Raw genomic sequence first — 15,968 nt, forward strand, 5'->3', positions numbered from 1 at the left:
CGCAGTCGCTTAAATTTGATCATCCACTTCTTTATGCTGGGCTGGCGCCGCACCTAAATCAATAGCGGGTTTAGAGTTGCCAGGCTGCGGGTTTACTACCGCGTACGCAGGCAATTTGATTACCGCTTTTTGCAATATCATGCTGTTTGGGTAGACCACAGTAGTGCCATCGTCACGGCGTATTAGCACATGAAACAGGGCAATTTCGAGAATACGGCCGGTAATATCATCGTCTTTATCAACCACCTTAATGCGGTCGCCAATGCGATAGGGAAAAGCAAAAAAGATAATTACCCCAGCGGTTAAATGACTGAGCATCGACCATTGGGCGATTAAGGCAATACCCAGTACCGCCAAAAACGAAGACATAAAAATAAACACTTGGTGGTAGCCAAGACCGAGAAAAAAACACACTAGAACAAAACCCAACAGCAATGACCCAAAGTTTACGGTCTTGCGCACGTAGCCAACCCGCAGCGCTGAGTGCTGGTTCTTCTCGGCAAAATTAATTAGCATGCTATTCAGCATGCGGTTAACGTAAAACATAACCCCGCTAGCAAATAACAAAATAAAGAACTTACTCATTGGCGATCTACCCTATTTATTAATTTTCGTGGTTTGAGAGTGGCGCTCCATCCATTTTCGCGGACGGCGGGCGCGTTTCAAAAGTGCTAAATTCTGCTGATATCTGCGGCTGTCTTGGGGCAGGTAACTGCACTGGCTAAACAACTGGGTTTGCGATGCCAGCCAAGCGCCCCAACAAGGCTGTTCACGCTGAACCCGCTGGGCAAAATCATCAGGGGTTTCGCCACTGCGCCGCACAAGCCTCCGCCGCGCTAAGGCACTGCAACTGGCCAAATAATAGCGCGCCGCCAAATCCTCACCCGCAACCCGAGACTGCCGCAAGCTGAAAAATGCAGCCACCCCAAGAGGCACGCCGCCGGCCATTAATACCAGCAACATTAAACGCTGGGGGTTTATATCACCCAACACCTTCAAGAGAAAATTATTTTGAATACCAGAGTCGTAATTTAATACCCAGCGCGCCCACGCATAATTTATATTGTCGACAAAATAGCGCATCCGCTTAGCCCACTCGTATTTGCGCAGCGACATCGCATCGCCCGCCAAATAGCCGTCTTGGCCGCGAAACACCGCCTCGGCTCCCAAGCGCACCCGCGACGGCGCCACCGTTGCGGTGGGGTCTACTCGCTGCCAGCCCTGACCGTCAATATACACTTCGGCCCAGGCGTGAGCGTCGGACTGATGCACTAGCAAATAACCGTCGCGATCATTAAACTCGCCGCCCTGATAACCCACCACAATCCGCGCTGGCACACCCGCCGCGCGCATCAAAAACACAAAACTGCCGGCAAAATGTTCGCAAAAACCCTGGCGAGTGTTAAATAAAAATTCATCAACACTGTTCTGGCCCAATCGCGACGGTGTGAGGGTATAAATAAACGCGTTTTGCTTGAAATAGGCTATCGCCGCCGCCACCCGATCTGACTTGTCTGGCCACTGGAGCAGCCACTCAGCCGCCAGCGCGCGAGCACGGGGATTAGTGTTCCCCGCCAAGCGTAAATTATTAGCGCTAACGGCGGTGGCTTTAGCGTTAGCGTCGGGCAAATACCGAACTGGCTGACTGCTTACGGCGTATTGCAAACGGCCAGTTAAAGGCCGACTCGCCAACCATTGATGCTGATTACTATAATAAACGTCGTCGCGCTGCACTACCGCCAGTGGCAGCGCATACAGCCATTTATGCGCGCCAGCTTCCAAGGTAACCGTGTAATTAAGCAAGGGCCTCGTTAACGCTGGCGCTGCAATTTTATTCGACCACTGCGACCAACTGCTACGACGCCAGCGCCTGCCATCAAACTCATCTAGCACCAAGCCCCGCCAATACAAATCCTCCGGCGCGGGCTTGGCGCCATGGAAACGCACCCTAAATGCCAGCGCGCCCGATTGGCTGAGTTTGGCAATATCGCCAAATTCCAAAGAGTCAGACATGCCCGTCACGGCCTCGCCGCCCGGCAGCGGCATGGTCCACAGCGGGCCAATTCGGGGAAAAATCACAAATAGCATCAGCATCAGCGGCAACGATTGCAAGCCCATTACCGCCACTGCGCGCAGCATTGGCAGCGCCTTGGCGTCGCGGCGATATAGCGATTGCTGGGCCATTAACAACAGTGTTATTTGAATTAACGCCAACAACAGTGCGCCAATTTGCTGCGAAAACAATAAGCCGCAAGCAACCACAAAATAACTGAGCATTAACACCAGCCAGTGATCACGCGCGGTTTTTAATTCAAGTAATTTTAAGATGATCGCCAACACCAAAACCGCAATCATGGCTTCCAGTGAAAATAAGGAGGAAAAGCTAAAATACACCCCTGCAACTACCGCCAGTAGCAAGCAAGCTTTGACCCAGCGCGGCGGAAAAGACCACGCCCTGGTGACAATACGCCAGTACCAAACCGCGACAGCCGCCCACACTCCAATAATCCACACTGGCAAACTGCCCAACTGCGGCACTATTGCAACCAGCTGGGCAATTAATAGCCACATCACCGATTGCCGCTCTGCCACAAAATTGATTTTTGCGCTGTCCATCAATACACCGCCAGTTCGCGCAGCGCCTTGGCTAACTGCGCCGCACCGCTGCCCGCAGGCAAACTTCGATTTGGCAGTTTTAAGCCAAAAGCCACGCCGCGCTTGTCACAATCCAGTGCCCAGGCACACAGCGTGCTTAGGCGATCTTCCACCCCGAGGCCATCGAGGCTATCCCAATCTAAAATCAGCTCATCAGCTTGGGATTGCTCGTATTGTTTCGTAAGCAAGCCCTGGCCTTTGGCGTACGCTTTCCAAAAAATTCGGCGCGGCGACTGCCCAGCTTGATAGTGACTAAAACCGCTAAATTCATCGCTGTCGCTACTCCGGTCGGGAATATTACCCTGGCCATTATCGGCACTGTTAAACAGTGGCCGCAAATACCGCGGCCGCGGATAAACAAGACCGTGCCAGTCCAACGCGGGAGCGCTCCAACAGCGAATAATCCCAAGCGGGTAGCGCGAGCTCACCTCCATTCGCCCTGGTCGTAAGCGGCCCCGTTGCAGCGCTGGGTACCTAATAACCACATTGATTGCGCCGGTCTCTGCGTCTATATCGCAAATTTCTGCTTGTTGGTCTGGGAAGCCCAAACTCAGACGATGTCGATGCCGACTCGCAGCGGCTACATGCAAGTGAAAACGCGCTTGTTCACCAACAAACACCGGTTCGGCGGCGCCAGCACGTAATACTAGCCCCGCCAAATTTGCATAGGTGTGGAGAATGGCTACCAAAAAAATACTGAACAACCAAAAACACAGCGCAAAAATGAGGTTATTTTGATAATTAATCGCCAGCAACAAAAGGCCCAGCAACATAATGCCAAAGCCTAGGCCGGCACTAGAGGGAACGATGAAAATACGGCGTTGGTTGAGAGTAATTTCGCTGCAGCGCGGGCTGCGCTTGTCTAGCCACTTGTTGAATTGTCGACGAAACAGCGCTCGAATCCGGCTTGTCATCGCTATACCACTACCGGTACCTGCGACATCAGACGCTTAATCAAGTCGGGGCCATCACCCTGACTGTCGGCCGCAGCGCTAAGTCGATGCCCCGCCACCGGCTCTAGCACTAGCTGAATATCGTCGGGCAAAACGTAGTCGCGACCCTGTAGCATTGCCCACGCCTTGGCACACTGAATGAGCGCCAGCGCCGCCCGCGTAGACAAACCAAAAGCATAGTGTGAGTCTTGGCGGGTAAAACCAATCAGGCGCTGTACATAAGACAGCACGCTGTCGCGCACTTCAATTTTGTCGACGGCGTCTTGCAGGGCAATAATTTTCGCCGCGTTCAGTAGCGGTCGCAACTGGCCTAACAAGGCGCGAGGATCACCACCGGCGAGCAAACGCCGTTCGGAGCGCTCGTCGGGGTAGCCGAGCGAGATCCGCATTAAAAAGCGGTCGAGCTGAGATTCGGGCAGCGGAAAGGTACCCGACTGAAACAAGGGGTTTTGGGTTGCCATCACAAAATACGGCTTGGGCAGTACGCGGGTTTCACCCTCAATACTGACCTGCTGCTCCGCCATGGCTTCTAATAGCGCGCTCTGGGTTTTGGGGCTGGCGCGGTTAATTTCATCAACAAGTAAAAATTGGGTAAAAATCGGGCCTGGATGAAAATGAAAGCCATTGCTATTGCGGTCAAATATCGACACCCCGAGAATATCAGCAGGCAGTAAATCGCTAGTAAACTGCATGCGCTGATAATCTAGCCCCGTTACCTTGGCAAAGGCATGGGACAAGGTGGTTTTACCCACCCCAGGCACATCTTCAATTAACAGATGCCCCCGTGCCAGCAAGCAGCACAGCGCCTGCTGAATTTGGCGGTCTTTGCCCAGCACCACGCGGCCAATTTCGGCAACAACCTCTGCAAGAATAGCCACGCTATCAGACGGCATCGAGTCCGCGCTGTAAATCAGCTCGCAGATCGCTAATATCCTCTAGGCCCACTGCAACCCGAATAAGGTTGTCGCGAATCCCCGCGTCGGCGCGCTGTTCTGGCGTGAGGCGTCCGTGGGTGGTGGTTGCCGGATGCACTATGGTGGTTTTTGCATCGCCAAGATTGGCGGTAATCGACACCAAGCGAGTGGCATCAATAAAGCGCCACGCGGCGGCTTTATCACCGCGCACTTCAAAGGACATCACACCGCCAAAGGCTTTTTGCTGCGCCGCGGCCAGTGCGTGCTGGGGGTGATCTTCTAGCCCCGAGTAATATACTTTGTCGATATTCGGTTGCGCCTGCAGCCACTGCGCCAAGCTCAGAGCGCTGGCGCTGTGAGCCATCATGCGCAGCCGCAGGGTCTCTAGACCCTTGAGAAATACCCATGCATTAAAGGGGCTCATGCTCGGCCCCGCCGTGCGAATAAAGCCCAGCACCTCTTCCATTTGTTCGCGGCGACCAACTACGGCGCCACCAATACAGCGGCCCTGGCCGTCTAGGTATTTAGTCGCCGAATGCACAACGATATCGGCGCCCAAGGCGAGCGGCAGCTGTAAGGCTGGGGTGCAAAAACAGTTATCCACCACCAACCAACAGTTGTGCTCGTGAGCCAGATCGGCCAGGGCGCGAATGTCAGCGACTTCCGACAGAGGGTTAGATGGGGTTTCTAAAAACAATAAGCGCGTGTCAGCGCAAATCGCCGCCCGCCACGCCTCGGGATTAACCAAATCGACAAAGCTGGTGCGAATCCCGAGTTTGCCCAAAAACTTAGTCAGCAGCACGGTGGTGGTACCAAACACGCTGCGCGAGCACACAATGTGGTCCCCTGCTTTAAGCAAGGCCATGCAGGTGCTAAGTATTGCCGCCATGCCCGATGAAGTCGCCACCCCCATTTCGCCGCCTTCCAGCGCCGCTATGCGCTCTTCAAAGGTACGTACCGTGGGGTTGGTGTAGCGCGAGTAAACATTGCCTGGCTGTTCGCCAGAAAACCGCGCAGCCGCCTCTGCCGCCGAGCCAAAAACATAGCTCGAGGTGGTAAAAATAGGCTCGGAATGCTCGCCTTCGGCCGTGCGTCGCTGACCGCTGCGCACGGCTTGAGTATCGAGTTCAGCGGCCTGCAGTACGGCCACCCGCTGAGCCAAATATTCCTGTTCAGTCATGATGCTAATTCACTCCAGACCTAGCGCGTTTAGGATACGTCGTTATGCAAACCAATTAAGCCACCATCACCGGTAGCAGTATTACGTGAGCTTTGACTATCGTCATTGCGATCTGCCGCCAGCTTGTCTAAATACGCTTGATCGACATCGCCAGTCACATAATGGCCATTAAACACTGAGCACTCAAAATCATTGATTTTGGGATTACCTTCAGAAGAGCAGTTTACCAAATCGTCGAGATCTTGATATATCAGCCAATCGGCGCCAATTTCAAGGCGAATTTCTTCCACCGAGCGACCGTGGGCAATTAGCTCGTCTACCGACGGCATATCGATACCATACACATTTGGGTAGCGTACTGGAGGCGCTGCCGAGGCGAAATACACCTTGCGAGCGCCGGCATCTCTGGCCATTTCGATAATCTGCTGGCAGGTGGTGCCGCGCACAATCGAGTCGTCGACCAGCATTACGTTTTTGTCTTTAAACTCTAAGCCAATGGCGTTGAGCTTTTGCTTTACCGACTTTTTGCGCGCGCTTTGGCCAGGCATAATAAAGGTGCGGCCAATGTAGCGGTTCTTCACTAGGCCTTCGCGAAACTTCACGCCGAGCTTAGCGGCCATCGACTGGGCGGCAATACGGCTGGAATCGGGAATCGGCACAATCACGTCAATATCATGATCGGGATGGTCGCGCAGGATTTTTTCCGCGAGCCGTTCACCTTGGCGCAGGCGAGATTTATAAACGGAGATACCGTCCATAATTGAATCTGGGCGCGCAAAATACACATGTTCAAAAATGCAGGGCCGGTAATCAGCAGCCGCGGCGCATTTGCGCACATGAATTTCACCCGTGGTTTGAATATAGACCGCTTCACCAGGCGCTACATCGGCAATCAATTTAAAGCCTAAGGCGTCTAGTGCCACGCTCTCTGAGGCAAGCATATATTCTTTGCCGCCCGCAGACTCGCGCACCCCGTAGACCAAAGGGCGAATGCCGTTGGGATCGCGAAAGCCGATAACGCCGTAGTTAGCGATCATGGCAACCACCGCGTAGCCACCTTTGCAGCGATTGTGAACACCGCTAACCGCCGCAAAAACGTCTTCAGCGGCGGGGACTAATTTACCGAGCTTCTGCAATTCGTGAGCAAACACATTGAGCAGTACTTCAGAGTCGGAATCGGTGTTTAGGTGGCGTAAATCCGACTGAAATAGCTCTTGGGATAATTCCGCGGCATTGGTCAGATTGCCATTGTGGGCAAGGCTGATACCGTAGGGCGAATTAACGTAAAAAGGCTGGGCCAGCGCCGGGCTGGAGCTACCCGCAGTGGGGTAACGCACGTGGCCAATACCAATATGGCCCGTTAAGCGCTGCATATGGCGGGTGTGGAACACGTCCTTTACTAGGCCGTTGTCCTTGCGTTGATTCAGCTTGCCATCGGCAAAGGTCACAATACCGGCGGCATCCTGGCCTCGGTGTTGCAATACCGTTAAGGCATCATATAAATCTTGGTTTACGTTGGACTTGGCGACTATGCCTGCAATGCCACACATGCAGTACTACCTCAATTAGGGTGAAGATCAATGCTGTTTTTAAACTGGTTTATTCGACAATAGCGCCGAGCCCCAATTAACAACATCGTTAAAGCTCTGCTCTGACCAGTCCTTCATCAACAGAAACTCGGGTATCAGCTGTGAGTCCTTCCACCACTGATCATTTTCAATACCCGTTAATAGCGACGGGAGTATAACTAATCCGGCCAGCACCACGATCAAACCGCGAGCCGTGCCAAAAATCATGCCCAACAGGCGGTCGGTACCACTTAAACCGGTGCGTTTTACCACCATGGCTATTAAATGGGTAAGTAAGCTGCCCAACACCAAGGTGGCGGCAAAAAGTAAGACATACGCCAAAATTTCGCGCAAATAGACTTTATCAACTAGGTTTTCGAGCAAGGCAAGCGCTTGCACATGAAAGGCGACAGTGACAAAAAAGGCCATGGCCCACGACAGCAACGACAGGGCTTCTTTGACAAAACCACGAATTAAACTAATTAGTGCCGACATGGTGACTATGCCAATAATGGCCCAGTCTACCCAAACTAACGTGCTTAGCACCCTAAACAGCTCCCGTGGATTTTAGAGACGCGAATTCTAACAAGCCCGCGCCCTCAGCCCAAGTAGATTTCACTTAGGACGTTAATTAGGGTTCAAACCGATTGACGATCGACTTCACCTTAAAGCGCTTATTAATGGCCTGCTGCTGGGCAATTGCCTTGTCTTCGCTCAATACCGGCCCGACTAAAACCCGATGCAGCTGCTTTGAATTACGCTGAATTGAATCTATAAAGGTTTTATACCCTGCGCTTTGCAGTGATTTTTTTAGCGCCTGCGCGTTGGCACTATTGCCAAACACCCCTACCTGCACCACCCAGCCCCGCGGCAGGCCATTTTCATCGAGCCCTGGCTTTTGCGGCTCGGCAGCGGCAATAGACTTACTCGCCACGACGGGTTTTGTATTTGTGGGCTTTATATTTGCAGACGAAGAGCTGTCGGCCTGCGGCTCTGGGGGCGGTACAACAACTTTCGGCGGGACTGCCGCCGGCTCGTCGTCTACCTTTGCAATCGGCTGAGGCGGCACCAAGACCGTATCAGCGGGCAGAATACCTTGGGGCTTTTCCGGTGCCACGTCGATCAGCGGCTCATATTGCGGCGCGGCAGGAATCTGGCTATGGCGATCAAGTTTTGAGTTCGCCGGCCCAGTAAACAGTAGCGACCACAAAATCACCCCGCCACACAGCAGCACCAGCGCACCAATTAAACGTTGTCTCATCATAACGTGTTCTCACTGCAGTTACTGGGCTGCTTCGCGCTTGATTTCGCCCATGCTGACAAAACGCCCATCCCCTCTGCCACCGTAAAAAACGAACCAAAAACCACCAAACGATCACCTGCTCGCAATAGCGTCATCGCCCGCTGCATACTTGTTAGCACATCGCCACTGCATTCAATGTTATTAAGTTGCAGACTGCGCAACTCCGCCGCCACATCAACATCCTGCGCTGCGCGGGGATTATCGTGCAGGGTAGCCAATAACCACGTTTCAAAACAGCCCTGCAATATGGTGCACATCTGGGCAATAGCTTTGTCGGCCATCACCGCAAAAACACATATTGTCTTGCCCGCTACCGGCTGACTTTGCAAGTGTTGGCGCAGTGTAACAACTGCGGCGGGGTTATGCGCGACATCGAGTACAATATCGACCCCAGCAAGGTCTATATGCTGACAGCGTCCGGCTACTGAGGCCTGCTGCAAGCCTTGGTGAATCGCTTGCTCCGATACGGCTAAAGGCAAGCACGCCAAGGCCTGTAAAACGGTCGCTGCATTATCTATTAGGAGCTTGGGCAGCGGTAAGTTTTGATACACAAGGGCCTCGCCCCGTGCGTCTACACCCCGCCAGTCCCACGCTAATCGAATTGCGCTAAAGCTAAAGTCTCGATTCCGGCAATGTAGCTTCGCAGCAATATCACCGCCGTAATCGAGAAGCGATTGTGGCGGGTCTACATCACCAATCACTGCGGCGCGGCCAGCACGAAAAATGCCCGCTTTTTCGCGTCCTACCGCCTCGCGGTCACTACCTAACCAAGCTTCATGATCTAGGGCTATGGAGCTGACAATGGCGACATCGGCATCAATGATATTAACGGCATCTAAGCGCCCGCCTAGACCAACCTCAAGCACCACCACATCAAGCTCGGCACGCTCAAACAGCCACAGGGCAGCCAGAGTGCCAAACTCAAAATAACTTAAGGAGGTAGATCCCCGCGCACTATCGATCGCCGCGAAGGCGGCAAGTAATTCGCCGTCGGTCACCGTGCGACCAGCAAGGTTAATCCGCTCGTGATAGCGCAGGAGATGAGGCGAGGTATAAGTGCCAACGCGGTAGCCTGCGGCGCCGAAAATCGCCGACGCCAATGCCACGCAACTGCCTTTACCATTGGTACCAGCAACACTGAGCACTGGCATCGTTAAATTTATACCCAGCGTCTGCGCGACATGTGCCGTGCGCTCCAAGCCCATATCGATTGCGCGCGGATGGAGCGTTTCCAGCCAACGCAACCAGTCATCAAGCTGTGCAAAGCGCATGTCGTTAACAGAGCTTAATGCTGGTAATACGTCAAGCTAGAGAGCAGCCGACTCAATGTGTCGCGCATCTCTGCACGGCGCACAATCATATCGATAGCACCGTGAGCCAGCAAAAATTCACTGCGCTGGAAGCCCGGCGGCAATTTTTGGCGAATCGTTTGCTCAATAATATTTGGCCCTGCAAAACCCGCGCGCGCGCCTGGCTCAGCAATATTAATATCACCCAGCAGGGCCAAACTCGCCGACACACCGCCATAGATTGGATCAGTCATTACCGAGACATACGGCACGCTGTTTTGTTTCATGCGCTCTAACACCGCGCTGGTCTTGGCCATTTGCATCAAGGAAATAAGGGCTTCCTGCATGCGAGCGCCACCCGAGGCCGAGAAGCAAATCAGCGGCCAGCCTTCTTTCATAGCGACGTTGGCGGCCTGGGTGAATTTTTCGCCCACCGCCGAGCCCATCGAGCCGCCGTGGAAATTAAACTCAAAAGCCACCACGACCACGGGTAGGTCTTTCACCTTACCTTTAAAGGCAATTAGCGCGTCTTTTTCACCAGTGGATTTCTGGGCCGCGGTCAAACGGTCGCGGTATTTCTTTTTGTCTTTAAATTTGAGGCGGTCAACCGGCTCGATATGCGACAGGATTTCCTCGCGGCCAGCCTCATCAAGAAACAGCGCAATCCGGCGGCGAGCACCAATACGCATATGGTGGTCGCATTTTGGACACACATCCATATTGCTTTCGAGCTCAGGGCGATACAGTACTGCCTCGCACTTTACACACTTTTTCCACAAACCTTCGGGTACCACGCCCTTGGCGCTGCGCCCTTCCGACTCTACTCGGCGCACTCCCGAAGGAAGAATTTTATCTACCCAGCTCATAATCCATTCCTGTTAGTTATCTCAATTTATCTGCGCTTGCGCCTATTTCTGCGAACGGTCTACAAGCGCCAATTGTTAGGTATTATGGCGAATTAGCCACCAAAGGATGGACGCTACTTTAGCGTATTCAGCACAAGAATGGCACGCCCCGTATCACAGCGGGGCCGCGCCAATGCCTAAACACCTAAGCGTCGATTGCCTCACGCATTTCACCAATCAACGCCCCAACAGATTGCAGCCATTCACCCTCAGGCTGGCTGCGGTCGGCGTTCACCATACGTTCGATCAGCGCACTACCCACCACTACCCCAGCGCACAATGGCGCTAAGGCGGCGGCCGAAGCGCCGTCTTTAATACCAAAACCGACTGTCACGGGTAAATTGGTGTGCGCTTTAATTTTAGCGAGTAACTCGGTAACCGCGCCAATATCCAAATGGCCGGCGCCCGTTACCCCTTTTAGCGCTACGCAATAGAGATAACCACTGGCAAGTGCCGCAATTTTCTCTATTCGCGCAATATCGGTGGTTGGCGCCAGTAGGAAAATATTATCAATACCCGCCGCCTTCAATATCTCACTTAGCTCATGAGCCTCTTCAGGCGGCATATCAACTGTTAATAAGCCATCGACCCCAGCTGCAGCTGCGCGCTCGGCAAACACCTTATAACCCATCCGTTCAATGGGGTTTGCGTAGCCCATTAAAACGACGGCGGTTTTACTGTCGGTCTGCCGAAACTCGGCGACCATGGCGATCGCCATACTCAAACTTACTTTGTGGGCTAAAGCGCGCTCGTGCGCCAGCTGAATAACTGGGCCCTCGGCCATGGGATCTGAAAACGGAATACCCAGCTCGATGATATCGGCACCTTGGCGCACTAACTCATGCATCAGTCCTACGGTAACGCCAGGCTGCGGATCACCCGCAACAATATATGGCACCAGCGCTTTGCGCCCGGCAGTTTCTAAGCTTGTAAATAAAGCAGCTAAACGACTCAAAGTACTTCCCCGTTATTCAATGCCAATGCCGTCGAGTGTTGCGACGGTATGAATATCTTTATCACCACGGCCAGACAAATTCACCACAATGCACTGCTCTGGGCTCATGGTCTTTGCCAGTTTTTCGCCGTAGGCAACTGCGTGTGCAGACTCCAGCGCGGGCATGATTCCCTCAACCAAGGTGAGCTTGCGGAATGCCGCCAAGGCTTCATCATCGTTGATCGCCACGTAGTTCACGCGCCCCATGTCTTTCAGCCACGAATGCTCTGGGCCAACGCCAGGGTAATCCAAACCAGCTGAGACTGAATGGGTTTCAATAATTTGCCCAGCCTCATCCTGCATCAGGTAGGTGCGATTACCGTGCAATATACCGGGAATACCGTCGTTTAAGGGCGCTGCGTGCTCACCGGTTTCAACGCCGTGACCACCGGCCTCTACCCCGTACATCGCCACATCTTCGTCGTTAAGGAAGGGGTGGAATAAGCCAATGGCATTTGAACCACCGCCGACACAGGCAACGAGGGCGTCGGGCAGGCGACCGTTCTGTGCCAAACACTGTTCCCGCGCTTCGCGGCCAATCACCGACTGAAAATCGCGAACCAGCATTGGGTAGGGGTGCGGCCCTGCCGCGGTGCCAATGATGTAAAAAGTATCATCAACATTGGTTACCCAGTAGCGCATCGCTTCGTTCATGGCATCTTTCAGGGTGCGCGAACCCGACTTTACGGAAATAACCTCTGCCCCGAGTAATTTCATCCGGTAGACATTCAGCGCCTGACGATGAATATCGTCTTCGCCCATAAAGACCTTGCAGCTCATACCCAGGCGCGCCGCAACGGTCGCCGATGCCACGCCGTGCTGACCAGCGCCGGTTTCGGCGATAACGTGCTTTTTGCCCATGTATTTAGCGAGCAAGGCTTGGCCAATCGTATTGTTTACCTTGTGGGCGCCAGTGTGATTGAGATCTTCGCGTTTTAAGAAGATTCGCGCCCCGCCGACTTCTTCAGACCAGCGTTTGGCGTAATAAAGTGGCGAGGGTCGGCCAACATAGTGGGCCAAATCGTGATCGAACTCCGCTTGGAATTCGGGATCCTTGCGCAAGCGTTCATAGCCTGCAGAAAGCTCGTCAAGCGCGTGAATCAGGGTTTCAGAAACAAAGCGCCCACCATAGGGACCAAAGTGACCATTGGCATCTGGAAACTGACTAAAATCCGGTGTTTTTACCTTACTACTCACTCAATCCTCCCGTCGGTCAGCGGCGCTGACCGCATCAATAAATCGTGTCATGGCGTCGGCGCATTTAATACCTGGCGCACTTTCGACCCCACCACTGACATCCAGCGCATAAGGTCGGCAGGCGAGGATTGCGGCGCCAGCATTATTTGGACGCAAACCGCCGGCCAGCACTAAGGGCAACGACAATTCACTGGGAATACGCTCCCAATTAAAAACCTCACCCGTGCCGCCGGGTACACCCGCCTTATAACTGTCTAATAGTATTGCAGCCGCACTGCTGTACGCCGCCAATTGCGCTGTTAGATCAATGTCATCGCGCATGCGCAGGGCTTTCATATAGGGCTTAGCAAAAGACTCGCAATAGCCTGCAGTTTCATCGCCGTGAAATTGCAATAAATCCAAGCTACATGTCGCCAAAACCTCGCGCACATCATCGGCGTTGGCGTTCACAAACAATCCCACTTTGCTAACAAACGGCGGCAAGCGGGCAATAATTAGCGCCGCCTGCGCCGCAGTGAGCGCCCGAGGGCTTTTAGCGTAAAAAACAAAACCCAAGGCGTCGGCACCCGCACTAATGGCAGCCTCGGCATCTTCAGCACGGGTTATTCCACAGATTTTTACGCGGGTACGGGACACTCGGATGTACAACCAGACAATGAATTGGAGCGAATATTAACAAATAAGCGGGTGATCTGTCTGTAAAAGCCGCGCTTAGGGCACAACAAAATCTGGCCCTAAATACGTTTGTGGCAAATTAAAATGTTCTGGGTAAGTCACATCGACCAAATACAAGCCATCTGGCTTGGCGGTAACACCACCCTTGCTGCGATCTCGGCCCTCTAAAACTTGGCGGGTCCACCCAGCAGGCATCTCGCCACTGCCGACAGCGATGAGCACGCCAGCAATATTGCGAACCATATGATGTAAAAAGGCATTGCCGGCAATATCAATAACAACATAGCGCCCGCGCCGACTGACCTTGGCAAAATGGATATTGCGCATCGCAGTTTTAGATTGGCAAGATGCCGCCCGAAAGCCGCTAAAATCCTGTTCGCCCAGCAAAACCTGGGCCTCTTGATTCATTAGCTCTTCATCGAGCAAGGATTCAACCAAGGTCACCCCTTTGGCCAAGTGAGCAGAGCGACGAGCTTGATTGAGAATCACATAGCGATAGCGACGGGCGGTTGCCGAAAACCGCGCGTGAAAATCCTCAGGCACTTGCTGCGCCCACAGCACCGCAATATCACTGGGCAGCTTGGCATTAACCCCCGCCACCCACGCTTTAAGGGAGCGAGTCGCCGGTGCGTCAAAATGCACAATTTGGTGCGTTGCGTGCACCCCAGCGTCGGTCCGCCCTGCGCACATCACTACAACCGGCGCAGCGGCAACCGCAGAAATAGCGCCTTCCAGCGCTTCCTGTATTGTTGCCACTTGGGGCTTTAATTGACTCTGCCAACCGCGATAAGCACTGCCTTGATACTCAAAGGCCAGAGCTATGCGGCTGCCTACCGGTAAACGCTCATCGGCAAAGCGCTCAAAGATTGTCATGCCAACTGCCACATCGTATTTAGCCAATCAAATCCAGTAACGCCTGAGCGTCGCTTTGCTGCTGAATGTCACCTTCGATGAGGACTTCTTCGAGCATTTCTTTTGCACCTTCGCTGTCACCCATGTCCACATAGGCTCTGGCGAGGTCTAGCTTGGTTGCAACTGACTCGTCGTCGAGTAGGTTATCAAAATTCTCGTCGCCCTCGCCCGCATCAAACTCGTCAAATACAAGATCTTCAACCGCAATCGCTTCGCCATCGCTGAGCGGATTTAGCGGCGGAGTCGACTCAATATCGTCGCCCTCAACAAAAAAGGCGTCGTCCAGTGCCGACGCTTCTGTCGCACTTGCCTCGCCTACGCTGGAGCTCAATTCAGTAAAGGGCGTAGACGTGACCGGAATAGCCGGCATATCGAAATCGCTTAAATCGACATCTAGCTCTGACTGGTCGATTTCAGCGGTATCGTGCTCGGCGGGATCGAGCTCATCACCTAAATCGAAGTCCAGATCGTCTAAGCTAAGCTCGTCCGCTAGGTCATTTGATAATGGCGCTGTGCTGCGCAAATCCTCGTCAGCGCTGACTACTTCCGCATTGCCATCATCTTGTTCGCCATCTGGGACGTCACCTGCGCGTTCAGCGAGAAACGCCTGGTCGCCGACACTAGGACGATCATTACTCATGTCAACGTTATCTGCCTCTACCGCACTAACTCCAGTGTCAATTTCGGCGTTGTTTTCTCTAAATTCAGGGCTGCTACTATCAAAAGACGAGAAATCCAAATCCAACTCTTCGTCACTATCATCACCAATAGTCGCTAAGTTGCTGAGCTCTGCGGGGTCGGCAGCCGCACCGGATAAACCGGTATCCAGCTCGCTGTCTTGCAAATCGCCAAATTCAAAATCTAGCTCGTCTCCAGCGTCAGCGCTTACATCGAGAGGGGCGACACTATCACTGGTAACAATCGACAATGGCGCCTCATCAAGCGCTAAATCACTCTCAGGCAAGCTACCGGCTTCAGCGCTTGGCTCGTCATCGCTACCCGCCTCGATCATGGGCAGGGAATCATCATCAAAATCAAAATCGAGGTCGGCTAAATCTACATCGAGCGACGCGAGTGTATCAGCCTCGGCGCTGCGCAAAGATTGCACATCATCAACTTCGGCATCGCTTTCATTTTCACTTTCACCAAAGTCTGCGCCCAATTCCAACGATGATAAGCCTTGGCCCTCAGATTCTTCTTCTGCCCCGCTGCCAGTGCTCTCACTTGGCTCACCAGTCAAAATCGTAGCGTCGAGGCTTTCTAGCGCATTATCGTTTAAGCTATTAGAGGCACTATCCGCAATGTCGGCGTTAACACCTTCGGCAAACGGGCTGTCATCATCCAGTTCAAAATCGAGATCATCGCCTAAGTCAAAATCGCCATCAAGTTCCAAATCCACAGTATTGACCGCGGGCTTATCGTC

Annotated in this window: 15 protein-coding genes; all 15 read right to left on the bottom strand. The window is 53.3% G+C overall.

Features of this window, described 5'->3' with window-relative positions:
- Window positions 1-9 precede the first annotated feature (9 nt).
- Window positions 10-585: a mechanosensitive ion channel domain-containing protein gene (locus P1U47_RS13370; protein WP_301029558.1), complete on the bottom strand. Its 576-nt coding sequence runs from the start codon at window positions 583-585 to the stop codon at window positions 10-12.
- A 12-nt stretch (window positions 586-597) separates the two neighbouring features.
- Window positions 598-2,616: a DUF3488 and transglutaminase-like domain-containing protein gene (locus P1U47_RS13375; protein ID WP_301029559.1), complete on the bottom strand. Its 2,019-nt coding sequence runs from the start codon at window positions 2,614-2,616 to the stop codon at window positions 598-600.
- Window positions 2,616-3,569 carry a DUF58 domain-containing protein gene (locus tag P1U47_RS13380; protein ID WP_301029560.1) on the bottom strand — a complete coding sequence of 318 codons (954 nt, stop codon included), beginning with the start codon at window positions 3,567-3,569 and terminating at the stop codon, window positions 2,616-2,618. The genes P1U47_RS13375 and P1U47_RS13380 overlap by 1 nt, the downstream gene beginning before the upstream one ends.
- A gap of 2 nt (window positions 3,570-3,571) precedes the next feature.
- A complete protein-coding gene (locus P1U47_RS13385; protein WP_301029561.1) occupies window positions 3,572-4,501 on the bottom strand; it encodes a MoxR family ATPase in 930 nt (309 codons plus the stop codon).
- Window positions 4,491-5,702, bottom strand: coding sequence for an O-succinylhomoserine sulfhydrylase (locus P1U47_RS13390; protein WP_301029563.1), 1,212 nt, complete (start codon window positions 5,700-5,702; stop codon window positions 4,491-4,493). Before P1U47_RS13390 ends, P1U47_RS13385 begins: the two co-directional genes overlap by 11 nt.
- A gap of 29 nt (window positions 5,703-5,731) precedes the next feature.
- Window positions 5,732-7,252, bottom strand: coding sequence for an amidophosphoribosyltransferase (gene purF / locus P1U47_RS13395; protein WP_301029565.1), 1,521 nt, complete (start codon window positions 7,250-7,252; stop codon window positions 5,732-5,734).
- A gap of 39 nt (window positions 7,253-7,291) precedes the next feature.
- Entirely contained in the window at window positions 7,292-7,816 is a 525-nt protein-coding gene (locus tag P1U47_RS13400; protein WP_301029566.1) for a CvpA family protein, read from the bottom strand.
- A gap of 85 nt (window positions 7,817-7,901) precedes the next feature.
- Entirely contained in the window at window positions 7,902-8,534 is a 633-nt protein-coding gene (locus tag P1U47_RS13405) for an SPOR domain-containing protein (RefSeq protein WP_301029568.1), read from the bottom strand.
- Entirely contained in the window at window positions 8,531-9,844 is a 1,314-nt protein-coding gene (gene folC / locus P1U47_RS13410; RefSeq protein ID WP_301029569.1) for a bifunctional tetrahydrofolate synthase/dihydrofolate synthase, read from the bottom strand. Before folC ends, P1U47_RS13405 begins: the two co-directional genes overlap by 4 nt.
- Before the next feature lie 14 nt (window positions 9,845-9,858).
- Window positions 9,859-10,728 (bottom strand): acetyl-CoA carboxylase, carboxyltransferase subunit beta, encoded by an 870-nt coding sequence (gene accD, locus P1U47_RS13415; protein ID WP_301029570.1) that lies wholly within the window; start codon window positions 10,726-10,728, stop codon window positions 9,859-9,861.
- Between the two features lie 184 nt (window positions 10,729-10,912).
- A complete protein-coding gene (trpA, locus tag P1U47_RS13420) occupies window positions 10,913-11,722 on the bottom strand; it encodes a tryptophan synthase subunit alpha (protein ID WP_301029571.1) in 810 nt (269 codons plus the stop codon).
- A 12-nt stretch (window positions 11,723-11,734) separates the two neighbouring features.
- On the bottom strand, window positions 11,735-12,958 hold the full coding sequence (gene trpB / locus P1U47_RS13425; RefSeq protein ID WP_301029572.1) for a tryptophan synthase subunit beta: 1,224 nt from the start codon (window positions 12,956-12,958) through the stop codon (window positions 11,735-11,737).
- Window positions 12,959-13,594: a phosphoribosylanthranilate isomerase gene (locus P1U47_RS13430; RefSeq protein WP_301029574.1), complete on the bottom strand. Its 636-nt coding sequence runs from the start codon at window positions 13,592-13,594 to the stop codon at window positions 12,959-12,961.
- 75 nt (window positions 13,595-13,669) lie between these two features.
- Window positions 13,670-14,533, bottom strand: a complete 864-nt coding sequence (gene truA, locus P1U47_RS13435) for a tRNA pseudouridine(38-40) synthase TruA (protein ID WP_366943178.1) — start codon at window positions 14,531-14,533, stop codon at window positions 13,670-13,672.
- Window positions 14,526-15,968 (bottom strand): FimV/HubP family polar landmark protein (locus tag P1U47_RS13440; protein WP_301029575.1); only part of this gene is annotated, 1,443 nt, incomplete at its 5' end. The genes truA and P1U47_RS13440, both read right to left, overlap by 8 nt.

The organism is Zhongshania sp. (assembly GCF_029212375.1).
Classification (GTDB): Bacteria; Pseudomonadota; Gammaproteobacteria; order Pseudomonadales; family Spongiibacteraceae; genus Spongiibacter.

Bases quoted from the DNA above. Each gene is read 5' to 3' on its own strand.
- P1U47_RS13370 (WP_301029558.1), bottom strand. From the start codon at position 585: ATGAGTAAGTTCTTTATTTTGTTATTTGCTAGCGGGGTTATGTTTTAC.
- P1U47_RS13375 (WP_301029559.1), bottom strand. From the start codon at position 2,616: ATGGACAGCGCAAAAATCAATTTTGTGGCAGAGCGGCAATCGGTGATG.
- P1U47_RS13380 (WP_301029560.1), bottom strand. From the start codon at position 3,569: ATGACAAGCCGGATTCGAGCGCTGTTTCGTCGACAATTCAACAAGTGG.
- P1U47_RS13405 (WP_301029568.1), bottom strand. From the start codon at position 8,534: ATGATGAGACAACGTTTAATTGGTGCGCTGGTGCTGCTGTGTGGCGGG.
- accD (WP_301029570.1), bottom strand. From the start codon at position 10,728: ATGAGCTGGGTAGATAAAATTCTTCCTTCGGGAGTGCGCCGAGTAGAG.
- P1U47_RS13390 (WP_301029563.1), bottom strand. From the start codon at position 5,702: ATGACTGAACAGGAATATTTGGCTCAGCGGGTGGCCGTACTGCAGGCC.
- P1U47_RS13385 (WP_301029561.1), bottom strand. From the start codon at position 4,501: ATGCCGTCTGATAGCGTGGCTATTCTTGCAGAGGTTGTTGCCGAAATT.
- folC (WP_301029569.1), bottom strand. From the start codon at position 9,844: ATGCGCTTTGCACAGCTTGATGACTGGTTGCGTTGGCTGGAAACGCTC.
- purF (WP_301029565.1), bottom strand. From the start codon at position 7,252: ATGTGTGGCATTGCAGGCATAGTCGCCAAGTCCAACGTAAACCAAGAT.